This window comes from Rhizobium sp. NLR16a (assembly GCF_017948245.1).
GTDB lineage: Bacteria > Pseudomonadota > Alphaproteobacteria > Rhizobiales > Rhizobiaceae > Rhizobium.
In genome coordinates this window covers 3,886,540-3,910,504 of sequence record NZ_CP072865.1, presented here as the reverse complement: position 1 = coordinate 3,910,504, position 23,965 = coordinate 3,886,540, and the positions used below count along the sequence as shown (strand labels likewise).

General features: G+C 62.5%; 24 protein-coding genes. 13 read left to right on the top strand and 11 right to left on the bottom strand.

The genetic code is table 11. From position 1 onward, the window contains the following. Window positions 1-93 precede the first annotated feature (93 nt). From J7U39_RS18985 to J7U39_RS18965, 5 genes are all read right to left on the bottom strand, one after another. Window positions 94-1,062, bottom strand: a complete 969-nt coding sequence (locus J7U39_RS18985; RefSeq protein ID WP_210629584.1) for an adenosine deaminase — start codon at window positions 1,060-1,062, stop codon at window positions 94-96. Further along, window positions 1,059-2,279, bottom strand: a complete 1,221-nt coding sequence (locus J7U39_RS18980) for a phosphopentomutase (protein WP_210629583.1) — start codon at window positions 2,277-2,279, stop codon at window positions 1,059-1,061. The genes J7U39_RS18985 and J7U39_RS18980 overlap by 4 nt, the downstream gene beginning before the upstream one ends. 102 nt (window positions 2,280-2,381) lie before the next feature. Then, window positions 2,382-2,963 (bottom strand): TadE/TadG family type IV pilus assembly protein, encoded by a 582-nt coding sequence (locus J7U39_RS18975; protein ID WP_210629582.1) that lies wholly within the window; start codon window positions 2,961-2,963, stop codon window positions 2,382-2,384. Beyond that, window positions 2,963-3,598: a TadE/TadG family type IV pilus assembly protein gene (locus tag J7U39_RS18970; RefSeq protein ID WP_210629581.1), complete on the bottom strand. Its 636-nt coding sequence runs from the start codon at window positions 3,596-3,598 to the stop codon at window positions 2,963-2,965. Before J7U39_RS18970 ends, J7U39_RS18975 begins: the two co-directional genes overlap by 1 nt. A 113-nt stretch (window positions 3,599-3,711) precedes the next feature. Beyond that, window positions 3,712-4,122 carry a pilus assembly protein N-terminal domain-containing protein gene (locus J7U39_RS18965; protein ID WP_210629580.1) on the bottom strand — a complete coding sequence of 137 codons (411 nt, stop codon included), beginning with the start codon at window positions 4,120-4,122 and terminating at the stop codon, window positions 3,712-3,714. Between the two features lie 379 nt (window positions 4,123-4,501). On the opposite strand from J7U39_RS18965, the gene J7U39_RS18960 reads away from it, so the two are divergent. The 10 genes from J7U39_RS18960 to J7U39_RS18915 all read left to right on the top strand — a co-directional run bounded on the left by J7U39_RS18960 (window position 4,502) and on the right by J7U39_RS18915 (window position 14,085). Then, entirely contained in the window at window positions 4,502-4,687 is a 186-nt protein-coding gene (locus J7U39_RS18960) for a Flp family type IVb pilin (protein WP_085857806.1), read from the top strand. Between the two features lie 124 nt (window positions 4,688-4,811). Then, the gene (locus J7U39_RS18955) at window positions 4,812-5,324 is read left to right on the top strand and encodes a prepilin peptidase (protein WP_210629579.1); all 513 of its coding nucleotides are present in this window, start codon (window positions 4,812-4,814) and stop codon (window positions 5,322-5,324) included. A gap of 110 nt (window positions 5,325-5,434) precedes the next feature. Next, complete coding sequence (gene cpaB / locus J7U39_RS18950; protein ID WP_210629578.1) at window positions 5,435-6,250, top strand: Flp pilus assembly protein CpaB; 816 nt, start codon at window positions 5,435-5,437, stop codon at window positions 6,248-6,250. A 12-nt stretch (window positions 6,251-6,262) separates the two neighbouring features. Next, a complete protein-coding gene (locus J7U39_RS18945) occupies window positions 6,263-7,759 on the top strand; it encodes a type II and III secretion system protein family protein (RefSeq protein ID WP_210629577.1) in 1,497 nt (498 codons plus the stop codon). Further along, a complete protein-coding gene (locus J7U39_RS18940; RefSeq protein ID WP_210629576.1) occupies window positions 7,756-8,514 on the top strand; it encodes a CpaD family pilus assembly lipoprotein in 759 nt (252 codons plus the stop codon). Before J7U39_RS18945 ends, J7U39_RS18940 begins: the two co-directional genes overlap by 4 nt. 14 nt (window positions 8,515-8,528) lie before the next feature. Beyond that, window positions 8,529-9,806: a CpaE family protein gene (locus J7U39_RS18935; RefSeq protein WP_210629575.1), complete on the top strand. Its 1,278-nt coding sequence runs from the start codon at window positions 8,529-8,531 to the stop codon at window positions 9,804-9,806. Window positions 9,807-9,838: 32 nt separating this feature from the next. Then, window positions 9,839-11,314: a CpaF family protein gene (locus tag J7U39_RS18930; protein WP_210629574.1), complete on the top strand. Its 1,476-nt coding sequence runs from the start codon at window positions 9,839-9,841 to the stop codon at window positions 11,312-11,314. A gap of 4 nt (window positions 11,315-11,318) precedes the next feature. After that, complete coding sequence (locus J7U39_RS18925) at window positions 11,319-12,326, top strand: type II secretion system F family protein (RefSeq protein ID WP_210629573.1); 1,008 nt, start codon at window positions 11,319-11,321, stop codon at window positions 12,324-12,326. 15 nt (window positions 12,327-12,341) lie between these two features. After that, a complete protein-coding gene (locus tag J7U39_RS18920) occupies window positions 12,342-13,328 on the top strand; it encodes a type II secretion system F family protein (protein WP_210629572.1) in 987 nt (328 codons plus the stop codon). Window positions 13,329-13,452: 124 nt separating this feature from the next. After that, window positions 13,453-14,085, top strand: a complete 633-nt coding sequence (locus tag J7U39_RS18915; RefSeq protein ID WP_210629571.1) for a LysE family translocator — start codon at window positions 13,453-13,455, stop codon at window positions 14,083-14,085. Between the two features lie 44 nt (window positions 14,086-14,129). Here the strand turns inward: J7U39_RS18915 and J7U39_RS18910 are convergent, their stop codons facing one another. Further along, window positions 14,130-14,969: a tetratricopeptide repeat protein gene (locus tag J7U39_RS18910; RefSeq protein ID WP_210629570.1), complete on the bottom strand. Its 840-nt coding sequence runs from the start codon at window positions 14,967-14,969 to the stop codon at window positions 14,130-14,132. 141 nt (window positions 14,970-15,110) lie between these two features. On the opposite strand from J7U39_RS18910, the gene J7U39_RS18905 reads away from it, so the two are divergent. The 3 genes from J7U39_RS18905 (at window position 15,111) to J7U39_RS18895 (ending at window position 17,895) form a co-directional block, all read left to right on the top strand. After that, on the top strand, window positions 15,111-16,502 hold the full coding sequence (locus tag J7U39_RS18905) for a M17 family metallopeptidase (RefSeq protein ID WP_210629569.1): 1,392 nt from the start codon (window positions 15,111-15,113) through the stop codon (window positions 16,500-16,502). 173 nt (window positions 16,503-16,675) lie between these two features. Then, window positions 16,676-17,026: a MarR family winged helix-turn-helix transcriptional regulator gene (locus tag J7U39_RS18900; protein WP_011423607.1), complete on the top strand. Its 351-nt coding sequence runs from the start codon at window positions 16,676-16,678 to the stop codon at window positions 17,024-17,026. Window positions 17,027-17,037: 11 nt separating this feature from the next. Then, window positions 17,038-17,895 carry an NlpC/P60 family protein gene (locus J7U39_RS18895; protein WP_210629568.1) on the top strand — a complete coding sequence of 286 codons (858 nt, stop codon included), beginning with the start codon at window positions 17,038-17,040 and terminating at the stop codon, window positions 17,893-17,895. On the opposite strand, the gene J7U39_RS18890 is transcribed toward J7U39_RS18895, so the two are convergent. The 5 genes from J7U39_RS18890 to J7U39_RS18870 all read right to left on the bottom strand — a co-directional run bounded on the left by J7U39_RS18890 (window position 17,892) and on the right by J7U39_RS18870 (window position 23,917). Then, entirely contained in the window at window positions 17,892-19,283 is a 1,392-nt protein-coding gene (locus tag J7U39_RS18890) for an amidase (protein WP_210631710.1), read from the bottom strand. The genes J7U39_RS18895 and J7U39_RS18890 overlap by 4 nt on opposite strands. Before the next feature lie 23 nt (window positions 19,284-19,306). Beyond that, the gene (locus tag J7U39_RS18885) at window positions 19,307-20,170 is read right to left on the bottom strand and encodes an ABC transporter permease (RefSeq protein ID WP_210629567.1); all 864 of its coding nucleotides are present in this window, start codon (window positions 20,168-20,170) and stop codon (window positions 19,307-19,309) included. Between the two features lie 3 nt (window positions 20,171-20,173). Next, a complete protein-coding gene (locus J7U39_RS18880) occupies window positions 20,174-21,121 on the bottom strand; it encodes an ABC transporter permease (RefSeq protein ID WP_210629566.1) in 948 nt (315 codons plus the stop codon). 162 nt (window positions 21,122-21,283) lie between these two features. Beyond that, complete coding sequence (locus J7U39_RS18875; RefSeq protein ID WP_210629565.1) at window positions 21,284-22,813, bottom strand: ABC transporter substrate-binding protein; 1,530 nt, start codon at window positions 22,811-22,813, stop codon at window positions 21,284-21,286. Window positions 22,814-22,921: 108 nt separating this feature from the next. Beyond that, window positions 22,922-23,917, bottom strand: a complete 996-nt coding sequence (locus J7U39_RS18870; RefSeq protein WP_210629564.1) for a P1 family peptidase — start codon at window positions 23,915-23,917, stop codon at window positions 22,922-22,924. Between the last annotated feature and the right edge of the window lie 48 nt (window positions 23,918-23,965).

Sequence of the window (23,965 nt, the reverse complement as noted above, 5' to 3'; positions counted from 1 at the left end):
GACCGCAAGAGCGGAGCCGAATTTGCCGCGATCTTCCCCAATGCTTGTCGCCCGGAAGTGTGCAGCGGTTCCGGGATAAGAAGACACTCATCTTCAAAGCCGGGCAAGCAGAGCCTTGCGCGTCTCTTCATCGACGAAAGCTGCCTCGATCGCCGTGCGGGTCATGGCGTCGATCTCTGTGTCGCTGAAGCCGAAGACATCGGCCGCAAGTTCATACTCCCGCTTCAGCGACGTATGGAAAAACGGCGGATCGTCGGAACTGATCGTCACCCGCACGCCCGCTTCCTTCAGTCGCCGCAGCGGATGCGAGGTGAAATCGGGAAACACCTTGAGCGCGATATTGGAGCCTGGGCAGACTTCAAGCACGGTGCCGAGATCGGCAAGTCGCTTCACCAGATCGACATCCTCGATGGCACGCACGCCGTGGCCGATGCGTGCAGGCCGCACGGCATCGAGCGCGTCGGCAACGCTGAAGGCGCCGCAGACCTCGCCGGCATGGATGGTCAAGCCCAGACCGGCATCGCGGGCGATGTCGAAGGCTCTGATATAATCGGCCACACGGCCCATGCGCTCCTCACCGGCTAGATTGAAGCCGGTTATCAGAGGGTTGCCGGCCTTTGCCGCATATTCGGCCGCTCCCATCACGCTCTCCGGACCGAAATGCCGTTCCCCGGTGACGATCAGCCGGGCCTCGATGCCGGTTTTGGCCTTGGCCCGCCGGATGCCTTCACAGACGCCTGCTATATAGGCATCGGCGCCGAGCCCGATACGCTTGCCGTGGTCGGGCGAGACGATGAGTTCGCTGTAGATCGTATGGATGCCGGCAAGTTCGTCTAGATAGGTTTCGGTCAGAAGCGCATAATCCTCCTCCGTCCTGTAGACCTCGGAAACCTTGTCGTAACATTCCAGAAAACTTGCGAAATCGTGCCAGACATAGGCGCCATCGCGCAGCTCGCCGCTGATGTCGACACCGTATTTCCGCGCCTGCGCCTCGGTCAATGCAGGCGGTGCCGCGCCCTCCAGATGGCAGTGCAGCTCGACCTTCTTCAAATGCGATGTCACAAAAAGCTCCTTCCATGCGCGCCGCCCGGGATGCCGAGATGGTGCGCAATGCTTTCGCCGATATCGGCATAGGTGCGGCGAACGCCGATGGAACGCGACTGGATGCCGGGGCCGTAGGCGATGACCGGCACGCGTTCGCGCGTATGATCCGTGCCGCGCCAGGTAGGGTCGCAGCCATGGTCGGCGGTCAGCACGACGAGGTCGCCGGGTTTCAACTTCTTGTGGACCTCAGGCAGACGCGCATCAAAGGCTTCGAGCGCTGCCGCATAACCGGGCACGTCACGACGATGGCCGTAGATCATGTCGAAATCGACGAAATTGGTGAAGACGAGATCGCCGTCCTCGGCCTCGTCGATTGCCGATAGCGACGCATCCATCAGCGCCTCGTTGCCGCTGGCCTTGATGAGCCTGGAAATGCCCTGGTGGGCGAAGATGTCACTGATCTTTCCGACGGCATGCACATGCCGGCGGTGCTCGACGAGCCGGTCGAGCAGTGTCGGCTCCGGCGGCGGCACGGAAAAATCGCGCCGGTTTCCGGTGCGCTGGAAGGTGGAGGACGACTGGCCGATGAAGGGCCGGGCAATGACGCGGCCAATATTGTAGGAATCGAGAAGGGTGCGGGCCGTGCGGCAGAAGGCAAGCAGCCGGTCCAGGCCGAAATGCATTTCGTGCGCCGCGACCTGGAAGACCGAATCCGAGGACGTGTAGCAGATCGGCTTGCCGGTGCGGATATGTTCCTCGCCGAGCCTGGCGATGATTTCGGTTCCCGAGGCGTGGCAATTGCCGAGAATGCCGGGAACGTCGCCCTCCCGGCATAGTGCCTCGATCAGCTCCGGGGGAAAGGCATCGCCTTCCGTCGGAAAATATCCCCAATCGAAATTGACGGGTGTCCCTGCGATCTCCCAATGCCCCGATGGCGTATCCTTGCCGCGGGAGATTTCGCTGGCGGCGCCATAAATGCCGTAGAGCTTTTCCGGCAGGGGCATGCCGGCCGGAAATCGGCCGGAGGCGGCCCGGGCGATGTGCAGAAGCCCGAGTTCCGACATGTTGGGCAGGGAAAGCGGTCCGCTGCGCAGCCCAGCGCGGTCTCCGGCACCGGCCGCGCAGAATTCGGCGATATGGCCGAGCGTGTCGGCGCCCTCGTCGCCATAGGCTGCCGCATCCGGCGCCCCGCCGACGCCGAAGGAATCGAGAACGAAAAGAAAGGCGCGCGCCATTTTACCCCCGAAAGGACCGATCGCCGGCCTCCGGACCGTCGGAGGCTGAAGCCCACGCATATAGTGCCGCGCCTGCCTTGGCAAATTCGAGGTGGGAAGGGGTCAGCAGTCTCCGCAGGGGATCGAGTCGCCTTGCCGCTGGCGGTAGAAGTAACTGCGGCTGATGGTAATCGTGCGCATCCCATCCGGCATGAAGTTCGGCGCGAACAGGAACATCGTATAGGGGATGCTGAGTTCGGTCCGAACGAGGAAGCTGTTTGCCGTCTTCATATCGGCCGGCACGTCGCTCACCGGCGCATTCTTGGCGTAAGGCGCCGTTCCGCCCTGCGCCCAGGACCAGAGCACTTTCGCATTGGCGCCGGCGTCGATTGAAATTCCGGTGATTTTCAGCGTCAGCGATGTTGAATTGTAGGGCACGAACATCGCCGTTGCGACCGACGGCATCTGCGCGAGCGCGCTCTTCGTGACGGATTGCTGCTGGGTGACGAGGTCGGCGATCGAACCAGCGGCGCGTGTCGCGCGTTTGCTGACGCTGAGGCCGATGGTGATCTCGAAAGCGCCGATATAGAGCATGATGAGCACGGGAAAGAGGATCGCGAATTCGATCGCTCCGGCGCCCTTGCGCTCTCGCGCCAGCCGACGCGCCTGCTGTACCAGTCTGGTGAACGGGTTGCGCATCGCCATTATGGATACTGCTCGTTCTGGAAGGCGGAGGTTGCGATGATCAGATATTGCGTCGGCATCGAACCGTCGGACGGACGGATCGTCGTGATATAGGGCCGGACCAGATCCGTGATGATTTCCCATCGATAATAGGCGCGCAGCATGTTGATGGTGCCGGCACCGCCAGGCGTATATTTGAAGGCGGCAGTGTTGATATCGGCATATCGGTCACTGGAAACCTTGGGGATCGTCGTCGGGATGGCCGAGAAGGTGCCGAATGTCTGCACATCCAGGTAAAGCTTGCTCGGCGTGGCGGCTTCGCTGGTCGAGCAGCTGATCAGGATCGAAATCTCATTGCAGAACGCCTGGCGGAATTGCGTCCGGCTCATGTCGGTCGTACGGCCGAGATTGTAGGTGATCTGCCCGGTCCGCATCCGCCGGCTCATCGTATCGACGGCGTTGGAGACGAGTTCTTCGGCAGCGAACGCGATGAAGGTTTCTAGGATCGCGAAGATCACCAGGAAGTACGGGATGGCAAGCAAGGCAAATTCGATCGCCGCTGCGCCGTCGCGCGAGCGGACAACAGCGCGAAACCGGGAGAAACGGTCCGGCGCGAAGGCGCGCTCCCTATCCGTCTTCTGATCAACTACCGTCATTGCCTGGACCCGCGCGACATCTCTGCCTGCCACACTAGGGTCCGTTCGTTGATTTTCCGTTTCAGGCCGATACGACGATTTTAACGAATGGCAGAAGATCCGGGCCGGGCCGATCAGGGTGACGTGGCGCCGGCGGCCGCTTGCTGCGCATGCTGCTCGCAATTGGGCGTGCAGGACAGCACGGAGCGCTCGGTCTGCCGGTAGACGCGCACCGTGTTGCCCTCGTCTATCGACACAAGGATGCGCTCGTCGAGGATCGCGTTGCCGTCGGCGTCCAGAAGGACCAGATTGGTGGTGCCGAAGCTGCGTCCTGTCAGCACGATCGTCTTGGCATCGGCGACGGTCGCGTCGGCGACCTGGGCATTGCCGACGATGACCTTGCTGACGGGGCGGTCGAGCTTCAAGACGCGCGCGTGATCCATATAGACGCGCAGCATGTCATCGTCTGCGGCCGAGGAAACTCCCGAAACACCGGAAACGGCGATCATACCGGCAAAGAAAATGGTTTTGCCGCTCGATGACATTGGGTCCTCTTTCACGATCACAGCGCAATAGGCGCATAGAATGGAAAAAAATGGTGAATGAAGCCTTAAACCCACCATCTTGTTTCGCGGTGAAGCAAGTTGATCTGATTTGGCACTGGATCCAGTCGGTGTCATTGCGGCTCGATACGGTGCCTGTGCTATTACCGGATGAATCCCCTCGTTAACCTCTGAAAACCATTAAATCTTGAGCGAAATGAATAGCGTAAGGCTTACCATACAGGAGCCTCCGACGGCTTTCACATGCTGTTAACTCTTTTTCTTAAGCCGATGGAAACGCCCATTCATTAGATTGCTGTTCATCCGATCAACGGCAACAGTTGGCGGACGTGCTGAACATCAACTGGAGTTAGGAGTACCCATGACCAAGCTTTTTAGCCGTTTTCTGAAGGACGAATCCGGCGCGACCGCAATCGAATACGGCCTGATCGCAGCTCTCATTTCCGTAGCGCTCATCGCCGGCGCCACGACCCTCGGCGAGAAGATCGGCAACACGTTCAACGGTCTGAGCACCAAGATGGATGACGCCACCACGGCGGTCAACTAAGCGAGGCGCCGCGAGGCGGCACCTCCCTGATTCTGGCCGGATCTGACCTGGCTGGTCTATCGAGCGGGCTCACGCGCTGAATGGCCGTGAGCCTTTTCGCATCTTATTATGATCGGGTATACGCATGATCGCAGCTGCAGTCTTTGTAATACTGCCACTCTGCCTCGCCGTGGCGGCCTTCTCGGATCTGTTCACCATGACGATCCCGAACCGCATTTCCCTGATCCTTGTTGTCTCCTTCCTCGCACTGGCGCCGTTTTTTGGTTTCGGCCTGCAGGCGATCGGCATGCATCTTGCCGCCGGCGCGATCGTCTTTACCGCATGCTTTGCTCTTTTTGCCTTTAATGTGATGGGCGGCGGAGACGCAAAGCTGTTGACCGCCACCGCACTCTGGTTCGGCCTGAACGAATCCCTGCTTTTCCTGATGACCGATGTTGCCATTATCGGCGGCCTGATCACCCTGCTCATCCTGCTGCTGAGGGCACAGTCGAATACCATCCTCGCCATCGGCCTGCCGGTGCCGAACTCTCTGCTGCTCGCCAAGAAGATTCCCTACGGCATCGCCATCGCGATCGGCGGCTTCATGGCTTTCTCGTCCTCGCCGCTCTTCATCGCCGCGCTGGAAAGCCTGAAATAACCGCATTTTAAATGCCCGTTAACTTAAAATGTAAGCATTCCATTAACCATAATTACACCAATTCCTGAGCATTCTGCAGGGCGAACATATCGTGCCCTGAGGAATGATCGATGAAACCGGCCCGCCTTATAATTCTCGCTGTCGCCGTGGTGGCAGCCGGCCTAGCCGGGCTCCTGGCAATGCGCATGGCCGGCAGCGGTGGCGTCGTCACCCAGGTGCAGTCGGTTATCAAGAAAGAACCCACCGTCAACATCCTCGTTTCGAGCGGCAATCTGCCGGTCGGGGCAAGGCTCGATGAGAAATCGGTGCACTGGATGCCCTGGCCGCAGGGCGGCGTGGTCCAGGGCTTCATCACCGAGGCTGACAAGCCGGACGCGATCAAGGACCTGCAGGGCGCCGTCGTGCGTCTGCCGATCTTCGAAGGCGAGCCGATCCGGCCTGAAAAGGTCGCCGATTCCAGCAGCCGCATCCTGTCCTCGCTGTTGCCGGCCGGCAAACGCGCCGTCGCGACCGAGATCTCCGTGGCAACGGGCGCTGGCGGTTTCATCCTGCCGAACGATCGCGTCGATGTCATCATGGTCCGCAAGGGTACCGAGGCCAACAAGCTGATCACCGAAACCGTGCTGAGCAATGTGCGCGTTCTCGCCATCGACCAGCAGATCCAGGAAAAGGACGATGGTTCGAAGACGGTGGTCGGCACGACCGCAACGCTCGAGCTGACCCCGGACCAGACGAAAGTTCTCGCCGTTGCCCAACAGATGGCTGACCGGCTTTCGCTCGCTCTGCGCTCGGTCGCCGATGCGCAGGAGCAGGATACCAGTGCGGCGGACTATCTGCTGAGCGGCGACAACGGCAGCGCGATCATTCAGGTCATCAAGTCGGGCTCCATCGTGACGGATGCCGGCGCAGCGCCGAAGGCGGAGTAAAAGGACGTGCAAATGGGTAATTCAACGCGGCGCGCCAAACTTCTCCTGACAGGCTGCCTTTCGCTGGCAGTCGGCGCGACCGGCATGGCGCCGGCCTCTTTCGGGCCGCTTTTCGCTGTCCGTGAGGCGCGTGCCGCTGAAAGCCTTGTCCGCATCTCGCAGACCGGCCCCGACGCCCATCGCCGGCTGAAGCTCGGGCTGAACAAGGCCGTCGTCGTCGACCTGCCGGAGGATGCCCATGATATCCTGGTCTCCGATCCGACAATGGCCGATGCCGTTACCCGCACTTCCCGGCGCATCTACCTGTTCGGCAAGAAGGTCGGCCAGACGAATATCTTTGTCTTCGGCGCCGGCGGGCAGGAGGTCGTCAATCTCGACATCGAGATCGAGCGCGACGTCTCCGGCCTTGAAACCAATCTCCGCCGTTTCATTCCCGACTCCAACATCAAAGTCGAAATCGTCTCCGACAATATCGTGCTGACCGGCACCGTGCGCACCCCGCAGGATGCGACGCAGGCGGCCGATCTGGCGCAGGTCTTCCTGAAGGGCGGCGAAGCGACGACGAGAACCGAGACGGCCTCCGGCACCGGCGGCGACAGCTCGGTGGCGCTCTTTGCCGAAGGCCGCCAGACGTCGCAGGTCGTCAACCTCCTGCAGATCCAGGGCGAGGACCAGGTCACCCTCAAGGTGACGATCGCCGAGGTTCGCCGCGAGGTGCTGAAGCAGCTCGGCTTCGACAACCTCGTCTCCAGTTCCTCCGGCATGACGGTCGCTCAGCTTGGCACTCCGAGCGCCGACAGCGCCACAGCCACCGTCGGCGGCGGCCTGGCGGCGCTCTTCAAGAGCTCGATCGGCAAATACGATATTTCGACTTATCTCAATGCGCTGGAGCAGGCCAAGGTCGTCAGGACGCTTGCGGAGCCGACGTTGACGGCGATATCCGGCCAGGCGGCAACCTTCAATTCCGGCGGCCAGCAGCTTTATTCGACGACCGACAATGACGGCAACGTCACGGTCGTTCCCTTCAACTACGGCATCAATCTTGCCTTCAAACCGGTCGTGCTGTCGTCTGGACGCATCAGCCTGGAGATCAAGACGAACGTCTCCGAGCCGGTGGCCGGCAGCGGCAACGCCACCTATCAGCGGCGTTCGGCGGAGACCTCGGTGGAACTGCCCTCTGGCGGCTCGATCGCTCTGGCGGGCCTCATCCGCGACAATGTTTCCCAGACGATGGGCGGCACACCCGGCGTCTCCAAGATCCCGCTGCTCGGCACGCTCTTCCGCCAGAAGGGTTTCGAACGTCAGGAAACCGAACTTGTCATCATCGCGACACCCTATCTGGTGCGCCCGGTGGCGCGGAACCAGCTCAACCGGCCGGATGATAATTTCAGCCCTGAGAATGACGGTGCAACCTTCTTCCTCAACCGTGTGAACAAGGTCTATGGCGGCCGCGAGGCGCCCGTGGCCGACGCGCAGTTCCACGGCTCGATCGGGTTCATCTACAAATGAGCGGGGCACGATCGGCAGCAATGGCACAGAACAGAGATCAGGCGATGGCCCAGATGAATGCGACGACACACCGCCTCGGTTGCTCCAGGGCGCTTTTTACCGCGGCGGTCATGTCGCTGGCGATCCTGTCCGGATGCGCCGGTCCGCATGACCAGCTGACGACAGGCGGGATTCCTGACGACTACCGCGCCCGCCATCCGATCATCGTCACGGAGGCGGAGCAGACGGTGGATATACCCGTCGCCTCGACCGACCGCCGCCTGACCATCGCCCAGCGTGATCTCATCCGCGGCTTTGCCGCCAACTACATTTCACGCGCCTCGGGGCCGGTTTATGTCCTGTCGCCGGAAGGTTCGCCCAATTCCGCAGCCGCACATCAGCTGCGCAACCAAGTTCGTGCCGAGCTGACGACAAGAGGGATCGCAAGTTCGAAAATCATCAATACCTCCTATGCCGCTGCCGGCGCCGGCGATGCCGCGCCGATCCGGCTGAGCTTTACCGGCACGACCGCGATCACCACGCAATGCGGCCAGTGGCCGAAGGATATCTCGAACGATCTCGCCAACCAGAACTATTATAATTTTGGCTGCGCCTCGCAGAACAACCTCGCTGCCCAGATCGCTAATCCGGAGGACCTGGTGGCGCCCCGCGGCATGACCCCGATCGATGCACAGCGGCGCAACAACGCAATACAGGAATACCGGACGACGACAACGACGATCGAGGATGTTGCCGGCAGCGACAGCAGCTTCTGAGGCGGAACGGGACGATGAGCGCGATCGAATACGAAATCAGGAACCCCAGCGAACTTCGTCACGCCGAAGAGGCGGTGCGGATGGCGGATCTGGAAAATATGCGGCCATTGCCGCGCATCTCCGTTCACGCCTTCTGCGAGAGCGAGCCCCTGCAGCATGTGATGGAACGCTGCGCCAACGACCGGCGCATGGCGAAGGTGAGCATGCGCATCACCAGCGGCGGCATAGCCGCTGCCGCCAATATGTTCGCCGCAGCGCCGACGCCGAACCTGATCATCCTCGAGACCAAAGCCAATTCCGGAAGCCTGCTCGACGAACTTGCGCCGCTCGCCGCCGTCTGCGACCCCAGCACCAAGGTCGTGATCGTCGGCTACTACAATGATATCGGGCTTTATCGCGAACTCATCCGCAACGGCATTTCCGAATATATGGTTCAGCCGGTCGCCATGCCCGACATTCTGACGGCGATGGCCTCGATCTTCGTTGATCCGGAAGCCGAGCCGCTCGGGCGCAGCATCGCCTTCATCGGCTCGAAAGGCGGCACCGGCGCCTCGACCATCGCGCATAATTGCGCTTTCGGCATTTCCAATCTTTTCTCCACCGAGACGATCCTCGCCGATCTCGACCTGCCCTATGGCACAGCCAATATCGACTTCGATCAGGATCCGGCGCAAGGCATCGCCGAAGCGGTCTTTGCGCCCGATCGGCTCGACGAGGTCTTTCTCGACCGCTTGCTGACGAAATGCTCCGAGCACCTTTCCCTCCTTGCCGCACCCTCGCTGCTCGACCGCGCCTATGATTTCGATGGCCAGGCCTTCCAGCCGGTGCTCGATGTCCTGCAGCGCAGTGCGCCCGTCACCGTGCTAGACGTCCCGCATGCCTGGTCGGAATGGACGCGCTCGGTTCTGGCGAGCGTCGACGAGGTGGTCATCACGGCGGTTCCCGACCTTGCCAACCTGCGCAACACCAAAAACATGCTGGACGCGCTGCGCAAGATGCGGCCGAATGACAAGCCGCCGCATCTGATCCTCAATCAGGTCGGCATGCCGAAACGCCCGGAGATATCGCCGTCGGATTTCTGTGAGCCGCTGGAGGTCGATCCGATCGCGATCATTCCCTTTGACATCAACCTCTTCGGCAACGCCGCCAACAGCGGCCGGATGATCTCGGAAGTCGATCCGAAGTCGCCGACGGCCGAAACCTTTTCGCAGATATCGCACATCGTCACCGGCCGGGTCGCCATCAAGAAGGCGAAGAAGGGCGGCCTGCTCGGCCTCCTGAAGCGGAAGTAGGTGACCAGAATGAAGAGATCGGATTAAGCGGCATGTTTGGAAAACGCGGAAACGATGGTTTCGGAAAGGCCGGAGGCGCGATTGCTCCTCCGCCGCCGGCCCCGGCCGCCGCCCCCGTGGCCTCTTCTCCTGCCGTCCTCGTCGAACCCCAGCGCGAACCCGCGCGCCAGCAGGTGATGTCGCCGCCGATGCAGGCGCCGCAGCGCAAGCGACCGGTTCGCACCGACGAATATTATGATACCAAGCAGCAGGTCTTTTCCGCGCTGATCGACACGATCGATCTCTCGCAGCTTTCCAAGCTCGATGGCGAAAGCGCGCGCGAGGAAATCCGCGACATCGTCAACGACATCATCACCATCAAGAACTTCGCGATGTCGATCTCCGAGCAGGAAGAACTGCTCGAGGATATCTGCAATGACGTTCTGGGCTACGGTCCGCTGGAGCCGTTGCTCGCGCGCGACGACATCGCCGACATCATGGTCAACGGCGCCGGCCAGACCTTCATCGAAGTCGGCGGCAAGACGATCGAATCGGAAATCCGCTTCCGTGACAATGCGCAGCTTCTCTCCATCTGCCAGCGCATTGTCAGCCAGGTCGGCCGCCGCGTCGATGAATCGAGCCCGATCTGCGACGCGCGCCTGCCCGATGGCTCGCGCGTCAACGTCATCGCGCCGCCGCTGTCGATTGACGGGCCGGCGCTGACCATCCGCAAGTTCAAGAAGGACAAGCTGACGCTCGACCAGCTCGTCCGTTTCGGCGCGATCACGCCGGAAGGCGCGAACGTGCTGCAGATTATCGGCCGCGTGCGCTGCAACGTCATCATCTCGGGCGGCACGGGCTCGGGCAAAACGACCCTGCTGAACTGCCTCACCAACTACATCGACCGGGACGAGCGCGTCATCACCTGCGAGGACACGGCCGAACTGCAGCTGCAGCAGCCGCATGTCGTGCGTCTCGAAACGCGCCCGCCGAATATCGAAGGCGAGGGCGAGATCACCATGCGCGACCTCGTCAAGAACTGCCTGCGCATGCGTCCAGAACGCATCATCGTCGGCGAAGTGCGCGGACCTGAAGTCTTCGACTTGCTGCAGGCCATGAACACCGGTCACGACGGCTCGATGGGCACGATCCATGCCAACACGCCGCGCGAATGCCTGAGCCGTATCGAATCGATGATCGCCATGGGCGGCTTCTCGCTGCCGGCAAAGACGGTCCGCGAGATTATCTCCACCTCCGTCGATATCATCATCCAGGCAGCGCGCCTGCGCGACGGTTCGCGCCGCATCACCCAGATCACCGAAGTGATCGGCATGGAAGGCGACGTCATCATCACCCAGGATCTGATGCGCTACGAGATCGAAGGCGAGGATGCTGGCGGCCGACTGGTCGGCCGGCACATGTCGACCGGCGTCGGCAAACCGCATTTCTGGGATCGGGCTCGTTACTTCAACGAGGAAAAGCGCCTGGCCGCCGCCCTCGACGCAATGGAAGCGAAATCGAAGGAATAGGGTGATGTTCGGATTCGATCCGGTAGTCCTGGCAATCGTCGTCCTCGCCGCTGTCTCCGCCGCGGCGGTCGCCTATGCCCTGCTGTTTTCCCGGATCGAGGCCGACAAGAAATCGGCAAGCCGCATCAACCGTGTCAAATCGGCCGAGGTCGACCGTGCCAAGGTCAAGGCTGCCCGCGACCGGGTGCAGGAGATGTCGAAGCGGCGCAAATCGGTGCAGGACAACCTGAAGGATCTGGAAAAGCGCCAGAACGAAAAGACCAAGAAGACCCTGTCGATGAAATCGCGGCTGGTGCAGGCCGGGCTGACGGTCACGCTGACGCAGTTCTATCTCTTCAGCGCCATTTTCGCTTCGGTGCTGCTGTTCATGGCCTTTATCATCGGCGCGTCGTGGCTGGTCATGGTCGGCATCGCTTTCGTCGCCGGACTCGGTCTGCCGCGTTGGGTCATTGGTTTCCTGATCAAGCGCCGCCAGAACAAGTTCCTCAACGAGTTCCCCAATGCGCTCGATGTCATCACCCGTTCGATCAAATCGGGATTGCCGCTCAACGATGCGATCCGCCTTATCGCCACCGAAGGCACCGAGCCGGTGAAGAGCGAATTCCGCCGGGTGATCGAAGCCCAGCAAGTTGGCCTCAGCATTCCCGACGCTTGCGCCCGCATGACACTCCAAATGCCGCTCCAGGAAGTTAACTTCTTCGCGATCGTCATCGCCATCCAGTCGCAGGCCGGCGGCAATCTCTCCGAAGCGATCGGCAACCTGTCAAAGGTGCTGCGCGAGCGCAGGAAGATGAAGGCCAAGGTCTCGGCGCTGTCGATGGAAGCCAAGGCGTCCGCCGTCATCATCGGTGCTCTGCCCTTTATCGTCGCGACCCTCGTTTACCTCACGTCGCCGAACTACATGATCGTCCTTTTCACCGATCCGCGCGGCCATTTCATCATGGGCGCCTCGGCGGTCTGGATGTCGATCGGCATCCTCGTCATGCGCAACATGGTCAATTTCGACATCTAGCGGGAGAGAAGCACCATGTCGCAGGATCTTGCCGCAACGCTGACCAATCCGAGCATGCTGATCGCTGTTTTCGTCGCGATCGCCGTCTTCGCGACTTTTTACACGATCGCCATCCCCTTCTTCGAGCGCGGCGATCTCAACAAGCGCATGAAAGCTGTCTCGACCGAGCGCGAGCAGATCCGCGCCCGCGAACGCGCCCGCTTGAACATGGAACCGGGCGCCGGCAAGGCTTCGCTCAGGAACCAGAACAACCGCTCGGTCCGCCAGATCGTCGAACGTTTCAACCTGCGCAAGGCGCTCGTCGACGAAAACACGGTCAACAAGCTGCGCGCCGCCGGTTTTCGCTCGGAAAATGCGCTGAATACCTTTCTGGTCGCGCGCTTCCTGCTGCCATTTCTCTTCCTCGCACTTGCCGCCTTCTGGGTCTTCGGTCTCGGCGGCCTTGCTGGTCGCGGCATGCCCATGCGTATGCTCGCCGTCATCGGCATCGCCTATCTCGGCTTTTATGCGCCGAATATCTATATCTCCAACCGCATGAGCAAGCGTCAGCACTCGATAAAGCGCGCCTGGCCGGATGCGCTGGATCTGATGCTGATCTGCGTCGAATCCGGCGTCTCGATGGAGGCGGCGATGCGTCGCGTGTCGGAGGAGCTCGGCGAGCAGTCGCCGCCGCTTGCCGAAGAGATGGTGTTGACCACCGCCGAACTCTCCTTCCTGCCGGATCGCCGCGTGGCGCTCGATAATCTCGCCGCACGTACGCAGCTCGAGCTGGTGCGTTCGGTGACCCAGGCGCTGATCCAGGCGGACCGCTACGGCACGCCGGTTGCACAGGCCCTGCGCGTTCTGGCCCAGGAAGGACGCGACGAGCGGATGAACGAAGCGGAAAAGAAGGCGGCCGCCCTGCCGCCGAAACTGACGGTGCCGATGATCCTGTTTTTCCTGCCGGTGCTGATCGCCGTCATTCTCGGCCCGGCCGGCATCCAGGTGGCGGATAGATTCTGAACCGCAGGGGCCACTTCGACCCGCGTGACCGACGCTGGCATAGCTGATAAACAGGATGAGGCGGTCGGGAGCACGGAAGTGACCGCCGCTTTCCCAGCGCTATCCGATTCCGAAAGAGGTTCCGATGTCTTCCGCAGGCATTTTCATCAGCATCATGGCAGCCTTGGCCGTCGGCGCGATGAGCCCCGGCCCGAGCTTCGTCGTCGTCTCCAGGATTGCCATCTCGCGTTCGCGGCTGGATGGACTTGCGGCGGCATTCGGCATGGGCGCCGGCGGCGTCGTTTTCGCCGGCCTGGCGCTCGCCGGTCTGACGGCGTTGCTGTCGCAATTCGAATGGCTTTATGTGCTGCTCAAGGTGGCGGGCGGGGCTTATCTCCTCTACATCGCCGTCAATATCTGGAGAGGCGCCGCAAAGCCGATCGAGCTTTCCGATGCCGTCCATGGCCATCGTGCGCCCATGCGCAGCTTCATGACCGCATTGCTGACGCAGCTCAGCAACCCGAAGACCATCATCGTCTACGCCAGCCTCTTTGCGGCGCTTCTGCCGAGGACGGTGCCGCTCGATCTCCTCGTCGCGCTGCCGGTCGGCGTGTTCGCGGTGGAGGCGGGGTGGTATTCGATCGTGGCGCTCGCCTTTTCGGCCCGCCACCCGCGGCGGCTCTATCTCCATGCCAAGGGCTGGATCGACCGCGCCGCCAGTGCGGTGATGGGCGGCCTTGGTCTGCGGCTCATTCTTTCGGGCCTCAGCGTCAGGTAGATCAGGCGGAGAGGGGCCTGGTCATCCGGCAAAAAATGACGAGGTCAGTTGGTGTTGCTGCCATCGGCTGCGCCCGGCGTCTTGTCCTTGGCGGCGAGCTTCTGCCAGGAATTCTGTTGCGAGAGCATGCCCCTGAGATAGGCGACATTGGCATCGGCCTGCTGCGGTGAAAGCTCCCGCCGCGCGATCTGTTCCGCTTCCGCAAAACGCCCTTGCAGGCCGACGACGAGGGCAAGATTCTGCCGGACGCGGCTGTCGGCGGTCGGCTGGCCGGCGGCGGAGCGCAGATAGGTTTCGGCCGTGCGCAGATCGCCGGTCAGCACGTAGGACATGCCGAGGTTGGACAGGATGGAAGGTTCGTTCGGCTGAATGTCGAGTGCGTCGCGGTAGCGCTGCCGGGCCTCGCTTGCCCGGCCCATCTGGTCGAGGATTGCGCCTTCGGCCGAGATCAGCCTCCAGTCGGGGCGATCCGGTGTCTGGGCGCGGCCGATCGTGTCGAGCGCCTGCTGGAACTGCCCAGCCGCCGCCTGCGCCTTGCCATAGGCGGCCAGCACGTTGCGGTCGCCCGGGTTAGCGATCGCCACCTGCTGCATGACGGCGAGCGCCTGAGCGTCGCGGCCGCTCATGCGCAGCAGGTTGGCGTAGTTGACGCCGTTGACGGGATCGCGCGGGTTCTTCTCATAGGCCTGGCCGATTCGGTCCGTCGCCGAGCGCAGTTCGGTCGAATCCATCTCCTCGACCGGTTTGGTAAGCTTCGGCACCGAGCCTGTCGTCATCCGGTCCTTGGCCGTCGTCGAGCAGCCGGCAAGCGCGAGGATGATCAGCGATGCTGCTGCGCCCTGCAGGATGCGATTTAGGGAAATGGTGATGCGCGAGGCAGGCATGTTGCGTTCCTGATTCCGAAATCGGCGCCTGACCTCGAAGCGGAACAGGGAAAGGTTTGACGCAATCTTCGCTCCAGCAATAGTCTGTTAACCCTAACAGACCGTTAAGGAACGATTCCTGGCGACCGCCGAAGGACAATCATGGCCCCCTATCAGTTCATCGAAAGACCGACTCCTTTCAACACGAAGGGCGGCTTGACGCTGCCGATCTTTGCCGTCACCCCTGCCCATATCGAGACCGGCACGATCGATCCGATCGCGCTCGATTGGGCGCGCAAGGCGGGCTACAAGGCCGAAAGCGGCTCGCTCCTGCTGATCCCGACGGCCGATGGCCATCTCGGCGGCGCGCTTTTCGGCCTGGGCACCAACCCGTCGGAACAGCCCTACATCACCGGCAGGCTGGCCCGTGCGCTGCCCGCCGGCGAATGGCACATCGAGACCGCGCCGCTGACGGCAAACCGGCTGGCCCTTGGCTTCGGGCTCGGCAGCTACCGTTTCGATCGCTACAAATCGGAAAAATCGCCGGCAGCGACCTTGATGATCCCCCGCGATGCCGACGGCGCCGATATCAAGCGCCAGCTCGCCGGCGTCTTTCTTGCTCGCGACCTCATCAATACGCCGACGAACGATATGGGGCCGGACCAGCTCGAGGCCGCTTTCCGTGCCCTGGCCGGACATTACAAGGCGGAACTGTCGGTCATCACGGGCGATGAACTGCTCACCCAGAATTTCCCGCTGGTTCACACCGTGGGCCGCGCCAGCGCCGACGCGCCGCGCCTTCTTGAGCTGCGCTGGGGCAAAAAGGGTCATCGCAAGGTGACGCTCGTCGGCAAGGGCGTCTGCTTCGATACCGGCGGTCTCGATATCAAGCCTGCCGCCTCGATGCTGCTGATGAAGAAGGACATGGGCGGCGCCGCGAATGTCATGGGACTCGCCCTGATGATCATGGACGCCAAGCTGAAGGTCGATCTGCGCGTCATTATCCCGGTCGTCGAAAACGCCATCTCCTCCAATGCCTTTCGCCCCGGCGACATTTACCGAAGCCGAAAGGGCCTGACCGTTCAGATCGACAATACCGACGCCGAAGGCCGTTTGATCCTGGCCGACGCGCTGGCCTATGCCGACGAGGAAGAGCCCGAACTCTTGATCGACATGGCGACGCTGACAGGGGCTGCCCGCGTTGCCCTCGGTCCGGATCTTCCGCCCTTCTTCACCGATGATGCCAATCTGGCCCATGACCTGACCGAAGCAAGCCTGGAGACGGACGATCCGATCTGGCGTCTGCCGCTCTATGCCGGCTATGAAAAGGATGTCCGCGCCAAATTCGCCGACCTGACCAATGCCCCGGCCGGCGGCATGGCGGGATCGATCACCGCCGCGCTTTTCCTAAAGCGTTTCGTCAGCAAGTCCAAGAGCTGGGCACATTTCGACATTTACGGCTGGGCTCCGTCCGAACGGCCACATTCGCCGGGCGGCGGCGAAGCACAGGCAATCCGCGCGCTCTTCCATCATATCCGCACCAGCCTGCGCTGACGCCGCCCGGATAATGCTAAGGCGCATCGCATGACCGCCGTCCCGCGCTGCGTCTCGCGGCCGATCGTTAAAATTTTATTCACCCTGCCGGGCGGCAGTTCCCGCCACCTCTTGCATGTCCATTGCAACTGCCGGAAAATGAAACGCTAGCGTAACGATTTTCCGGAGGGGCCGTGCCGATCGAACTGACCGCCTCGCAGGCGCTGGGGCTCTGGCATGGCGTGGCGCTCGATCAGGTTCGCCATGACGACCGCGATTTGACATTGCGCCAGATGGCGATCCTGCTGCATATTTACCTCGTGCCGCCGCCCCACACGGTGCGCGGGCTTGCCGCCACACTCAATGTCACCAAGCCGGTCATTACCCGCGCCTTGGATACGATGGGTGAGATGGGCCTGGTTGATCGCGTGCGCGACGATGCCGATCGCCGCAATGTGATCATCAAACGTACCGTCGGCGGTGCGCTTTACCTGGAAAAGCTCGGCGATCTCGTCCGGGATCAGGGCCGCCGGCTGCCGATCTGAAGGGAACACGAATGACGATGCTCGACCGCCGCCTGCATGCCTATCGGCCGGATCTCGCGGAAGCGGGGCTCCAGGGCAAGGTGGAGGCGTCGCGCTTCGTCGAAGGCGCCGCAGCGCGCGTTGCCCTTCCCGTCGCCGCCCTGCGCCCTGAGCCGGAACTTGCCCGCGGCATCGATACGGAACTGCTCCTCGGCGAGGAGGTGACCGTTTTCGATCGCGCCGACGGCTGGTGCTGGGTAAAAGCTGCCTCCGACGGCTATGTCGGTTATCTCGAGGCAGAGGCGCTCTCCCAAACAGGGCCGGCGCCGACTCACATCGTCACCGTGCCGCGCACCTTCCTTTATCCGGAGCCGGAACTGCGCAAACCGCATCAGGCCATCTTGTCGATGGGAAGCCGCGTTCACGTCGTAGGCGAGGCGGAGGTGCGCGGCAATCACTATGTCGTGCTGACGGACGGCACGGCGATCTTCGCCAGGCACGTGCAGCCGATCGGCGCTCTCGAGGGTGCCGATTATGTCGGTATCGCCGCCCGTTTCCTCGAAACACCCTATCTTTGGGGCGGCCGATCCGGCCTTGGCATCGATTGCTCCGGCCTCGTCCAGCTGGCGATGCTGATGACCGGCAGACTGGCGCCGCGTGATACCGACATGCAGGCGGCCGGACTCGGCGAACCGATCGACCGCTCCGAAATTCGCCGCGGCGACCTGGTGTTCTGGAAGGGCCACGTCGCCATTTTCGAAGATTCCCAAACCATTCTCCACGCCAATGGCCACAGCATGACGGTGGCGCGGGAGAACTTCGAGGCGGCCGTCGAGCGCATCGGCTCGCTGTACCAACGGCCGACCGGCTATCGCCGCCCGTTTAGCTAAGTGATCGGTCGCTGCGGCCAGGATCTCACGCCGCCGGTCCAATCCTCGAAAGCTTTCGACAGTCTCAGCACCCGCATGTCGTCGAAACGCGGCCCAACGATCTGAAGCCCGATCGGCATGCCCGAACGGGAGAAGCCGCAATTGATCGACGCGGCCGGCTGCTCCGACATGTTCCACGGCACGGTGAAGGCGATATGTTCGAACGGCCTCGCCGGATCGTTGGTCGGCGATGCCCATTCGGCCGGATAGGAGACGATCGGGTTGGTCGGCGAAAGCAGGGCGTCGACCGAGGTGAACAGCCGTCCGCAGCTCCTGCGCATTTCGATCGTCTGATTGAAGCCCCTGACGGCATCGACGCCATTGATATCGGCGCCGGCCTTGGCCCATTCCCGGATATAGGGCAGGATGCTGTCGCGCCGCTCTTCGTCCAGCCCTGCGATATCGCTCCACAGGCGGGCGCGCCAGAACGTGTCGAGCCCGTCAAGCATCGCGCGCGTCAGCACCGGTTGAACGCAGACGATGGTCGCGCCGGCCTTCTCGAAACGTTTCGCCGCCGATTCGACCGCGACCCTGATCTCATCATCGACAGCAAACCCGCAGCCGGCATCGAGCATTAGGCCGATCTTCATGCCTGACATGTCGACAACGAAATCCATCCAGTCGAAATCGTTGGGCGGCAGGCTGGTCCCGTCACGCCAGTCGGGCCGTGACAGCGTCGCCATGGAAAAAGCGGCGTCCTCGACAGTGCGCGTCATCGGGCCGAGACAGCGCCCGACATAATAGGGATCGGCCGGAATGCGCCCGTGGCTCGGCTTGAAGCCGAAGGTGCCGGTCCAGCCGGCAGGAAGCCGCACCGAACCGCCAATATCCGTGCCGATGTGCAGCGGCCCGTAACCGGCCGCGGCCGCGGCCGCGGCGCCGGCGCTCGATCCGCCGGGATTTTGCGCGATGTTCCAGGGATTGCGGCTGAGAGGATGAAAGCTCGACAGGCCGGAGGAAAGCATGCCGTAATCGGGACAGGTGGTCTTGGCGAAGATCACCGCGCCGTCCTCGCGCAGCCGCGCTGCAGCCGGCGCGTCGGCCTCCGCCGGCTTCAGTTCCACCGCCCTGGAGCCGAGCGGCACCGGCTGGCCCTTCGTCGCGAGCAGTTCTTTCAGCGTGACCGGGATGCCGTCGAGCCTGCCCAGCGTTTGTCCCTTCGCCCAGCGCTCCGTCGAAGCTTTCGCTTGCACGCGCGCCGCCTCTGGGTCGTAGAGGTAGAGTGCTGATATGGACGGCTCCCAGGCGGCGATATGGTCTTCGAGGGAGAGCCAGTATTCGAGCGGCGAGAGGCTCTTATCGGCGAAGCGTCGCCTGAGTTCACGGATTGTAAGATCGGTTTCGGCCATAGGCGTTTTGTTTCGGAGGGACATCAGCGGCTCGCCTCGCGTGGATCGAGAAGATCGCGCAAGCCGTCGCCGAGCATGTTGAAGCCGAGGACGGTGAGCGCGATGGCAAGGCCGGGCAGGATCGCGAGCCAGGGGGCCAGCGCCAGATAGGTTTGCGCATCTGCAAGCATCCGGCCCCATGTCGGCGCTGGCGGCGCCATGCCGAGCCCGAGAAAGCTGAGACCGGCCTCGGTCAGGATCGCCAGACCGAGCTGGATTGTCCCATGCACGATGATCTGGCTGATGATATTCGGCAGCACATGGCGCAGTGAAATGGTCAGGCGCGTATTGCCGATCGCGCGCGCCGCCGTCACATAATCGCGGCTCCAGGCCTGCAGCGAGGTTGCCAGCGTCACCCGCGCAAAGACCGGAATCATGAAGACGGCGATCGCGGTGATCGCGGTGAAGCGCCCCGGCCCGAGAAAGGCGCCGAGCACCATCGCCGACAGGATCGGTGGCAAGGCGAAGATGACGTCGCAGATGCGCATCAGCAGCGTTTCGGCTGGACCGCGGATCGCCGCGGCGGAGATGCCTGATATCGAGCCGAGCGTCCCGCCGATCGCAACCGCGGTGATGGCAATCGACAAAGAGTTCCGGCATCCAGCCATCAGCATCGACGCCACGTCGCGGCCGAACTGATCCGTGCCGAGCAGGCCGAAGGCAAGCGGCGGCTGCAGTTTATGGATGATCTGCATCTTCGCCGGCGGCAAGGGCGTCCAGACGAGCGACAGGAGCGCAACGGCGACCAGCAGGCCAATGATGACCGTGCCCGCGATGAGGTTCATTCGCCGGCTAAGTCTGTCAGTCCTTCGGCGGCGGGCAAAGGCGGAGGATACGATCTGGGCCATGTTTCAAACCGCCTTTCTGATCCTGGGGTCGATCGCCACATAGGAGAGATCGACGACGAAATTCACCACGATGACCAAGCCCGCGAAGAACAGCACGACATCCTGCATGACGATGACATCGCGCTGGGAGAGTGCCTGAAGCGCAAGCCTCCCGAGCCCCGGCAGGTTGAAGACGTTTTCCACCAGCACCGCGCCGGCGACCAGAAAGGTGAACTGCAGTCCGATCATCGTCAGAACCGGGATCAGCGCATTCGGCACGATATGCCGCCACAGCACCGCACTGCTTGACAGCCCCTTGGCCACCGCGGTGCGGGCAAAATCCTCATGCATCGTCTCGAGAACCGCCGAACGTGCGACGCGTGTCAACACGCCCGCCTGCGGCATCGCCAGCGCGACGGCCGGCATGACGAGCGCCTGCAATGCCGGCAGAAGACCGGCGCCCCACCCCGGGAAGCCGCCGGCCGGCATCAGCCCGAGCATCGTCGAAAACAGGATGATCAACAGCAGCGCCACCCAGAAGGCGGGCACGGCGATGCTGATCTGCGAAAACAATGTTGCGATCGTGTCGAAAACGCGGCCGCGGCGCGAGGCGGCCAGAACGCCAAGCGGCAGGGCGATCGCCATCGAAAGCACCATTGCCATCAGCGCCAGCGGCAGCGTCACCGCCAGCCGCTCGACGATCAGTCCGGCAACGGGAACGCCGTAGGTCAGGGAATTGCCGAGGTTGCCGGACAGGAGGCCGGCCAGCCATTGGCCGTAGCGCAGGACGAGCGGCTGGTCGAGGCCGAGCTCGTGACGCAGCGCTGCCAGCGTTTCCGGGCTTGCCGAGGTGCCAAGCATGATCGAGGCTGGATCGCCGGGCAGCAGATCCATGACGGTGAAGATCAGCAGAGAGACGATGACGAGGGTGAGGATGAGGCCGGTGAAGCGGCGAAGGAGAAGCGCGATCATGCATGCCACGCTTTCGAGTTGGCTTTTGGGAGTACGTTGTAGCCTCGGCGCCAAGCTTGTGACAGGAATGAGGGATGGCGAGGGCTGCGGCCTGCATTGAGCGTATCGCTGTCCCGCTTCGCCTTGCTCATCGTGCCTCTCAATCCGCCCGAACCCGCTCGCTCACTCCTCCCAATAAACCCCCGAGAGCACATTCGACGGAATCGGCTCGTTCTCCCACAACCCCTTCAGCTTCCTGTCCCAGACGCCGAGTTTCGGCATGACGAAGAGGTAGAGCGCCGGTACGTCCTCGGCGAGGATCTTTTGCGCTTCGCCGTAAACCGCATTTTGGGTGGCGGGATCCGCGGTCTCCTGGACCTTCTTCATCAGCGCATCGAAGGCCGGGTTCCTGTAGTTGAAATAATAGGGATCGCGTGCGTAGATGTCGATGTCGAGCGGTTCGGCGTGGGCGACGATCGTCATGTCGAAGTTGCGATCCTTCATGACGTCCTGCACCCATTTCGCCGGAAACTCGGTCGGTTCGATGTTCATCGTCACGCCAATTTCGGCAAACATCGCCTGCATCACCTGGGCGCTGCGCGGCGCATAGGCCATCTGCGGCGATTTGATCGTGAACGTGAAGCCGTTGGGGTAGCCGGCCTCAGTCAGCAGTGCCTTTGCCTTTTCGACATCATAGGGCAGCACGCCGGTCATGTCCTTGTAGCCCGGATCGTTCGGCGTGTAGTGGCTGCCGATCGGCGTGCCGAGGCCGGACCACGCCCCGTCGATCACCGTCTGGCGGTCGATCGCCATCATCAGCGCCTGGCGGACGCGCTTGTCGTCAAAGGGCTTCCTGGCATTGTTCATGCCGGCGACGACCTTGAGTTCGGTATTGCCGACCTTGGTGATGAGCCTGGCATCGCCGTCGAAGGAACTCATCAGCTCGGGTGCGGCAAATTCCGGAAAGGCATCGAGATCGCCGGATTTCAGGGCGGCTGCCTGCGCCTGCGGATCGGCGATGAAGCGGAAGGTCACCTTGTCGAGCTTGGCAGACGCATCCTTGTTCCAGTAGTCGCCATTCCTGACGAGTTCGACCCTGTCGCCCTTCGTCCAGCTAGCGAACTTGAAGGGACCGGTGCCGATCGGCATGACCTTGTCGTTGTCGGCCGTCTTCGGGGCGACCATGACAGATGCCGGCCAGGCGAGCCAATAGATCAGGCTGCCGGTCGGGGCCGTGAGATGCAGCACCAGCGTTTCGGCATCCGGCGTATCGATCGAGGCAATCGAGGCGAAGAAGCGTTTTTGCGGATTAACCGAATCCGTACCGCGGGCGCGGTCGAGGGCAAATTTGGCGGCGGCGGCATCGAAGGCCTCGCCATCATGGAATTTGACGCCGGTCCGCAGCTTGAACATATAGGTCAGGCCATCGCCCGAGATTTCCCAGCTTTTCGCCAGCTGCGGCTGGACCTTGCCGGTCTGATCGATCGTCACCAGCCCCTCGAACACATTCTGCCAGGTGAGCTGGCCGATCGCGACCGGTGCGGCGATCGTCGGGTCGAGGCCTGTTGGTTCGACGCTCATGCCGAGATTGAGGGCGGTCTTGGCCGCTTCCGCCGGTGTCATTGCTGTCACTACGAGACCGGCCGACAACGCAGCACCGAGGGAAAGCCGCTTGATGCAGCGCGCCGAAGACGCAAACGAAACCTTGTTCATCACATCACCCGGCATGATTCGGTCCCCACCAGCTCGTCGAAAATACTTCAGCGCCAGGATCTGCATTCGCGTGTCTCCGCCATTTCACCAGGTTGCGACCCTATTCAATCAACGGCCCTGGGGATAGCGGTCTTGCCATGCTATTTGCCCGCCCTCGGCCGGAAGGGCGCTCGCCATATAGACGCCGCGCGCGATTGCCCGCGCCATGACGATGGTGGCGAGGTGGCAAAGTTCCATCAGGCTTGCCATGTCGTTTCTTGGATGTTTGACGGTCGACGCGGCAAAGACGGTATCGCCGTCGAGCGGCAGGTGTGCCGGCAGCAGCGCTCGGGCAAGGCCGTCATGACCGGCAAGTGAAAGCCGATGCGCTTCCGCCTTCGTCAGCTGCGCGTCGGTGACGACAGCGCCGATCGTCGTTGCCGGCGTGCTCATCCCCTTGAGCCGTATCCTGTGATCGGTGGTCGCAGGCATACCGAGCCCGCCAAATTCGCCGTCCTTCTCGAAGGGCGCCGCCCAGAAATGCGGCCCGTCACCGATCGTTGCCGAACCGAGCGCATTGACGGCGACGATCGCAGCGACGCGATGGCCGGCGCTGCTGACGGCACTGGCCGAGCCGAGCCCGCCCTTGAAAGTGGCCGTCGTCGCCCCGGTGCCGGCGCCGGCGGTGCCGAGCGCAAATACGCCCTTCGTCGCGGTCTTCAACGCCGCATAACCCATCTCACGATAGGGGGAGTGAAGACCCCAATCCTTGTCGCCGCCGTTCAGCAGGTCCATCAGGATCGCTTGCGGCACGATCGGAATCTTGACCGGCCCGACTGCAAAGCCGCGGCCGGCTTCGCGCAAGCCGGCCTGCACGCCCCCGGCCGCATCGAGCCCGAAGGCCGAGCCGCCCGAGAACACAAAGGCATCGACGGTACTGACGGTCATCGACGGGTCGAGCAGGCCGGTATCGCGTCCGCCCGGCGCGCCGCCGAGCACCGTGCCGGAGGCGACCGCCGGCTCGTCGAAGACGATGACCGTGACGCCGGATCCCAGCGAGAGGTCGGTCGCATGGCCGACGGAAACGCCTTCGATGTCGGTGAGCAGATTGAGAAGATCGGGCAAGGGCTGATCCTGGTGGCGCTGATCCGGCCGATAGGACTGCAATTGCCC

Bases quoted from the DNA above. Each gene is read 5' to 3' on its own strand.
- J7U39_RS18890 (WP_210631710.1), bottom strand. From the start codon at position 19,283: ATGGCCGAAACCGATCTTACAATCCGTGAACTCAGGCGACGCTTCGCC.
- J7U39_RS18915 (WP_210629571.1), top strand. From the start codon at position 13,453: ATGTCTTCCGCAGGCATTTTCATCAGCATCATGGCAGCCTTGGCCGTC.
- J7U39_RS18930 (WP_210629574.1), top strand. From the start codon at position 9,839: ATGTTTGGAAAACGCGGAAACGATGGTTTCGGAAAGGCCGGAGGCGCG.
- J7U39_RS18980 (WP_210629583.1), bottom strand. From the start codon at position 2,279: ATGGCGCGCGCCTTTCTTTTCGTTCTCGATTCCTTCGGCGTCGGCGGG.
- J7U39_RS18875 (WP_210629565.1), bottom strand. From the start codon at position 22,813: ATGAACAAGGTTTCGTTTGCGTCTTCGGCGCGCTGCATCAAGCGGCTT.
- J7U39_RS18895 (WP_210629568.1), top strand. From the start codon at position 17,038: ATGACGATGCTCGACCGCCGCCTGCATGCCTATCGGCCGGATCTCGCG.
- J7U39_RS18905 (WP_210629569.1), top strand. From the start codon at position 15,111: ATGGCCCCCTATCAGTTCATCGAAAGACCGACTCCTTTCAACACGAAG.
- J7U39_RS18880 (WP_210629566.1), bottom strand. From the start codon at position 21,121: ATGATCGCGCTTCTCCTTCGCCGCTTCACCGGCCTCATCCTCACCCTC.
- J7U39_RS18940 (WP_210629576.1), top strand. From the start codon at position 7,756: ATGAGCGGGGCACGATCGGCAGCAATGGCACAGAACAGAGATCAGGCG.
- J7U39_RS18920 (WP_210629572.1), top strand. From the start codon at position 12,342: ATGTCGCAGGATCTTGCCGCAACGCTGACCAATCCGAGCATGCTGATC.
- J7U39_RS18885 (WP_210629567.1), bottom strand. From the start codon at position 20,170: ATGGCCCAGATCGTATCCTCCGCCTTTGCCCGCCGCCGAAGGACTGAC.
- J7U39_RS18970 (WP_210629581.1), bottom strand. From the start codon at position 3,598: ATGACGGTAGTTGATCAGAAGACGGATAGGGAGCGCGCCTTCGCGCCG.
- J7U39_RS18965 (WP_210629580.1), bottom strand. From the start codon at position 4,122: ATGTCATCGAGCGGCAAAACCATTTTCTTTGCCGGTATGATCGCCGTT.
- J7U39_RS18960 (WP_085857806.1), top strand. From the start codon at position 4,502: ATGACCAAGCTTTTTAGCCGTTTTCTGAAGGACGAATCCGGCGCGACC.
- J7U39_RS18945 (WP_210629577.1), top strand. From the start codon at position 6,263: ATGGGTAATTCAACGCGGCGCGCCAAACTTCTCCTGACAGGCTGCCTT.
- cpaB (WP_210629578.1), top strand. From the start codon at position 5,435: ATGAAACCGGCCCGCCTTATAATTCTCGCTGTCGCCGTGGTGGCAGCC.
- J7U39_RS18935 (WP_210629575.1), top strand. From the start codon at position 8,529: ATGAGCGCGATCGAATACGAAATCAGGAACCCCAGCGAACTTCGTCAC.
- J7U39_RS18925 (WP_210629573.1), top strand. From the start codon at position 11,319: ATGTTCGGATTCGATCCGGTAGTCCTGGCAATCGTCGTCCTCGCCGCT.
- J7U39_RS18955 (WP_210629579.1), top strand. From the start codon at position 4,812: ATGATCGCAGCTGCAGTCTTTGTAATACTGCCACTCTGCCTCGCCGTG.
- J7U39_RS18910 (WP_210629570.1), bottom strand. From the start codon at position 14,969: ATGCCTGCCTCGCGCATCACCATTTCCCTAAATCGCATCCTGCAGGGC.
- J7U39_RS18975 (WP_210629582.1), bottom strand. From the start codon at position 2,963: ATGGCGATGCGCAACCCGTTCACCAGACTGGTACAGCAGGCGCGTCGG.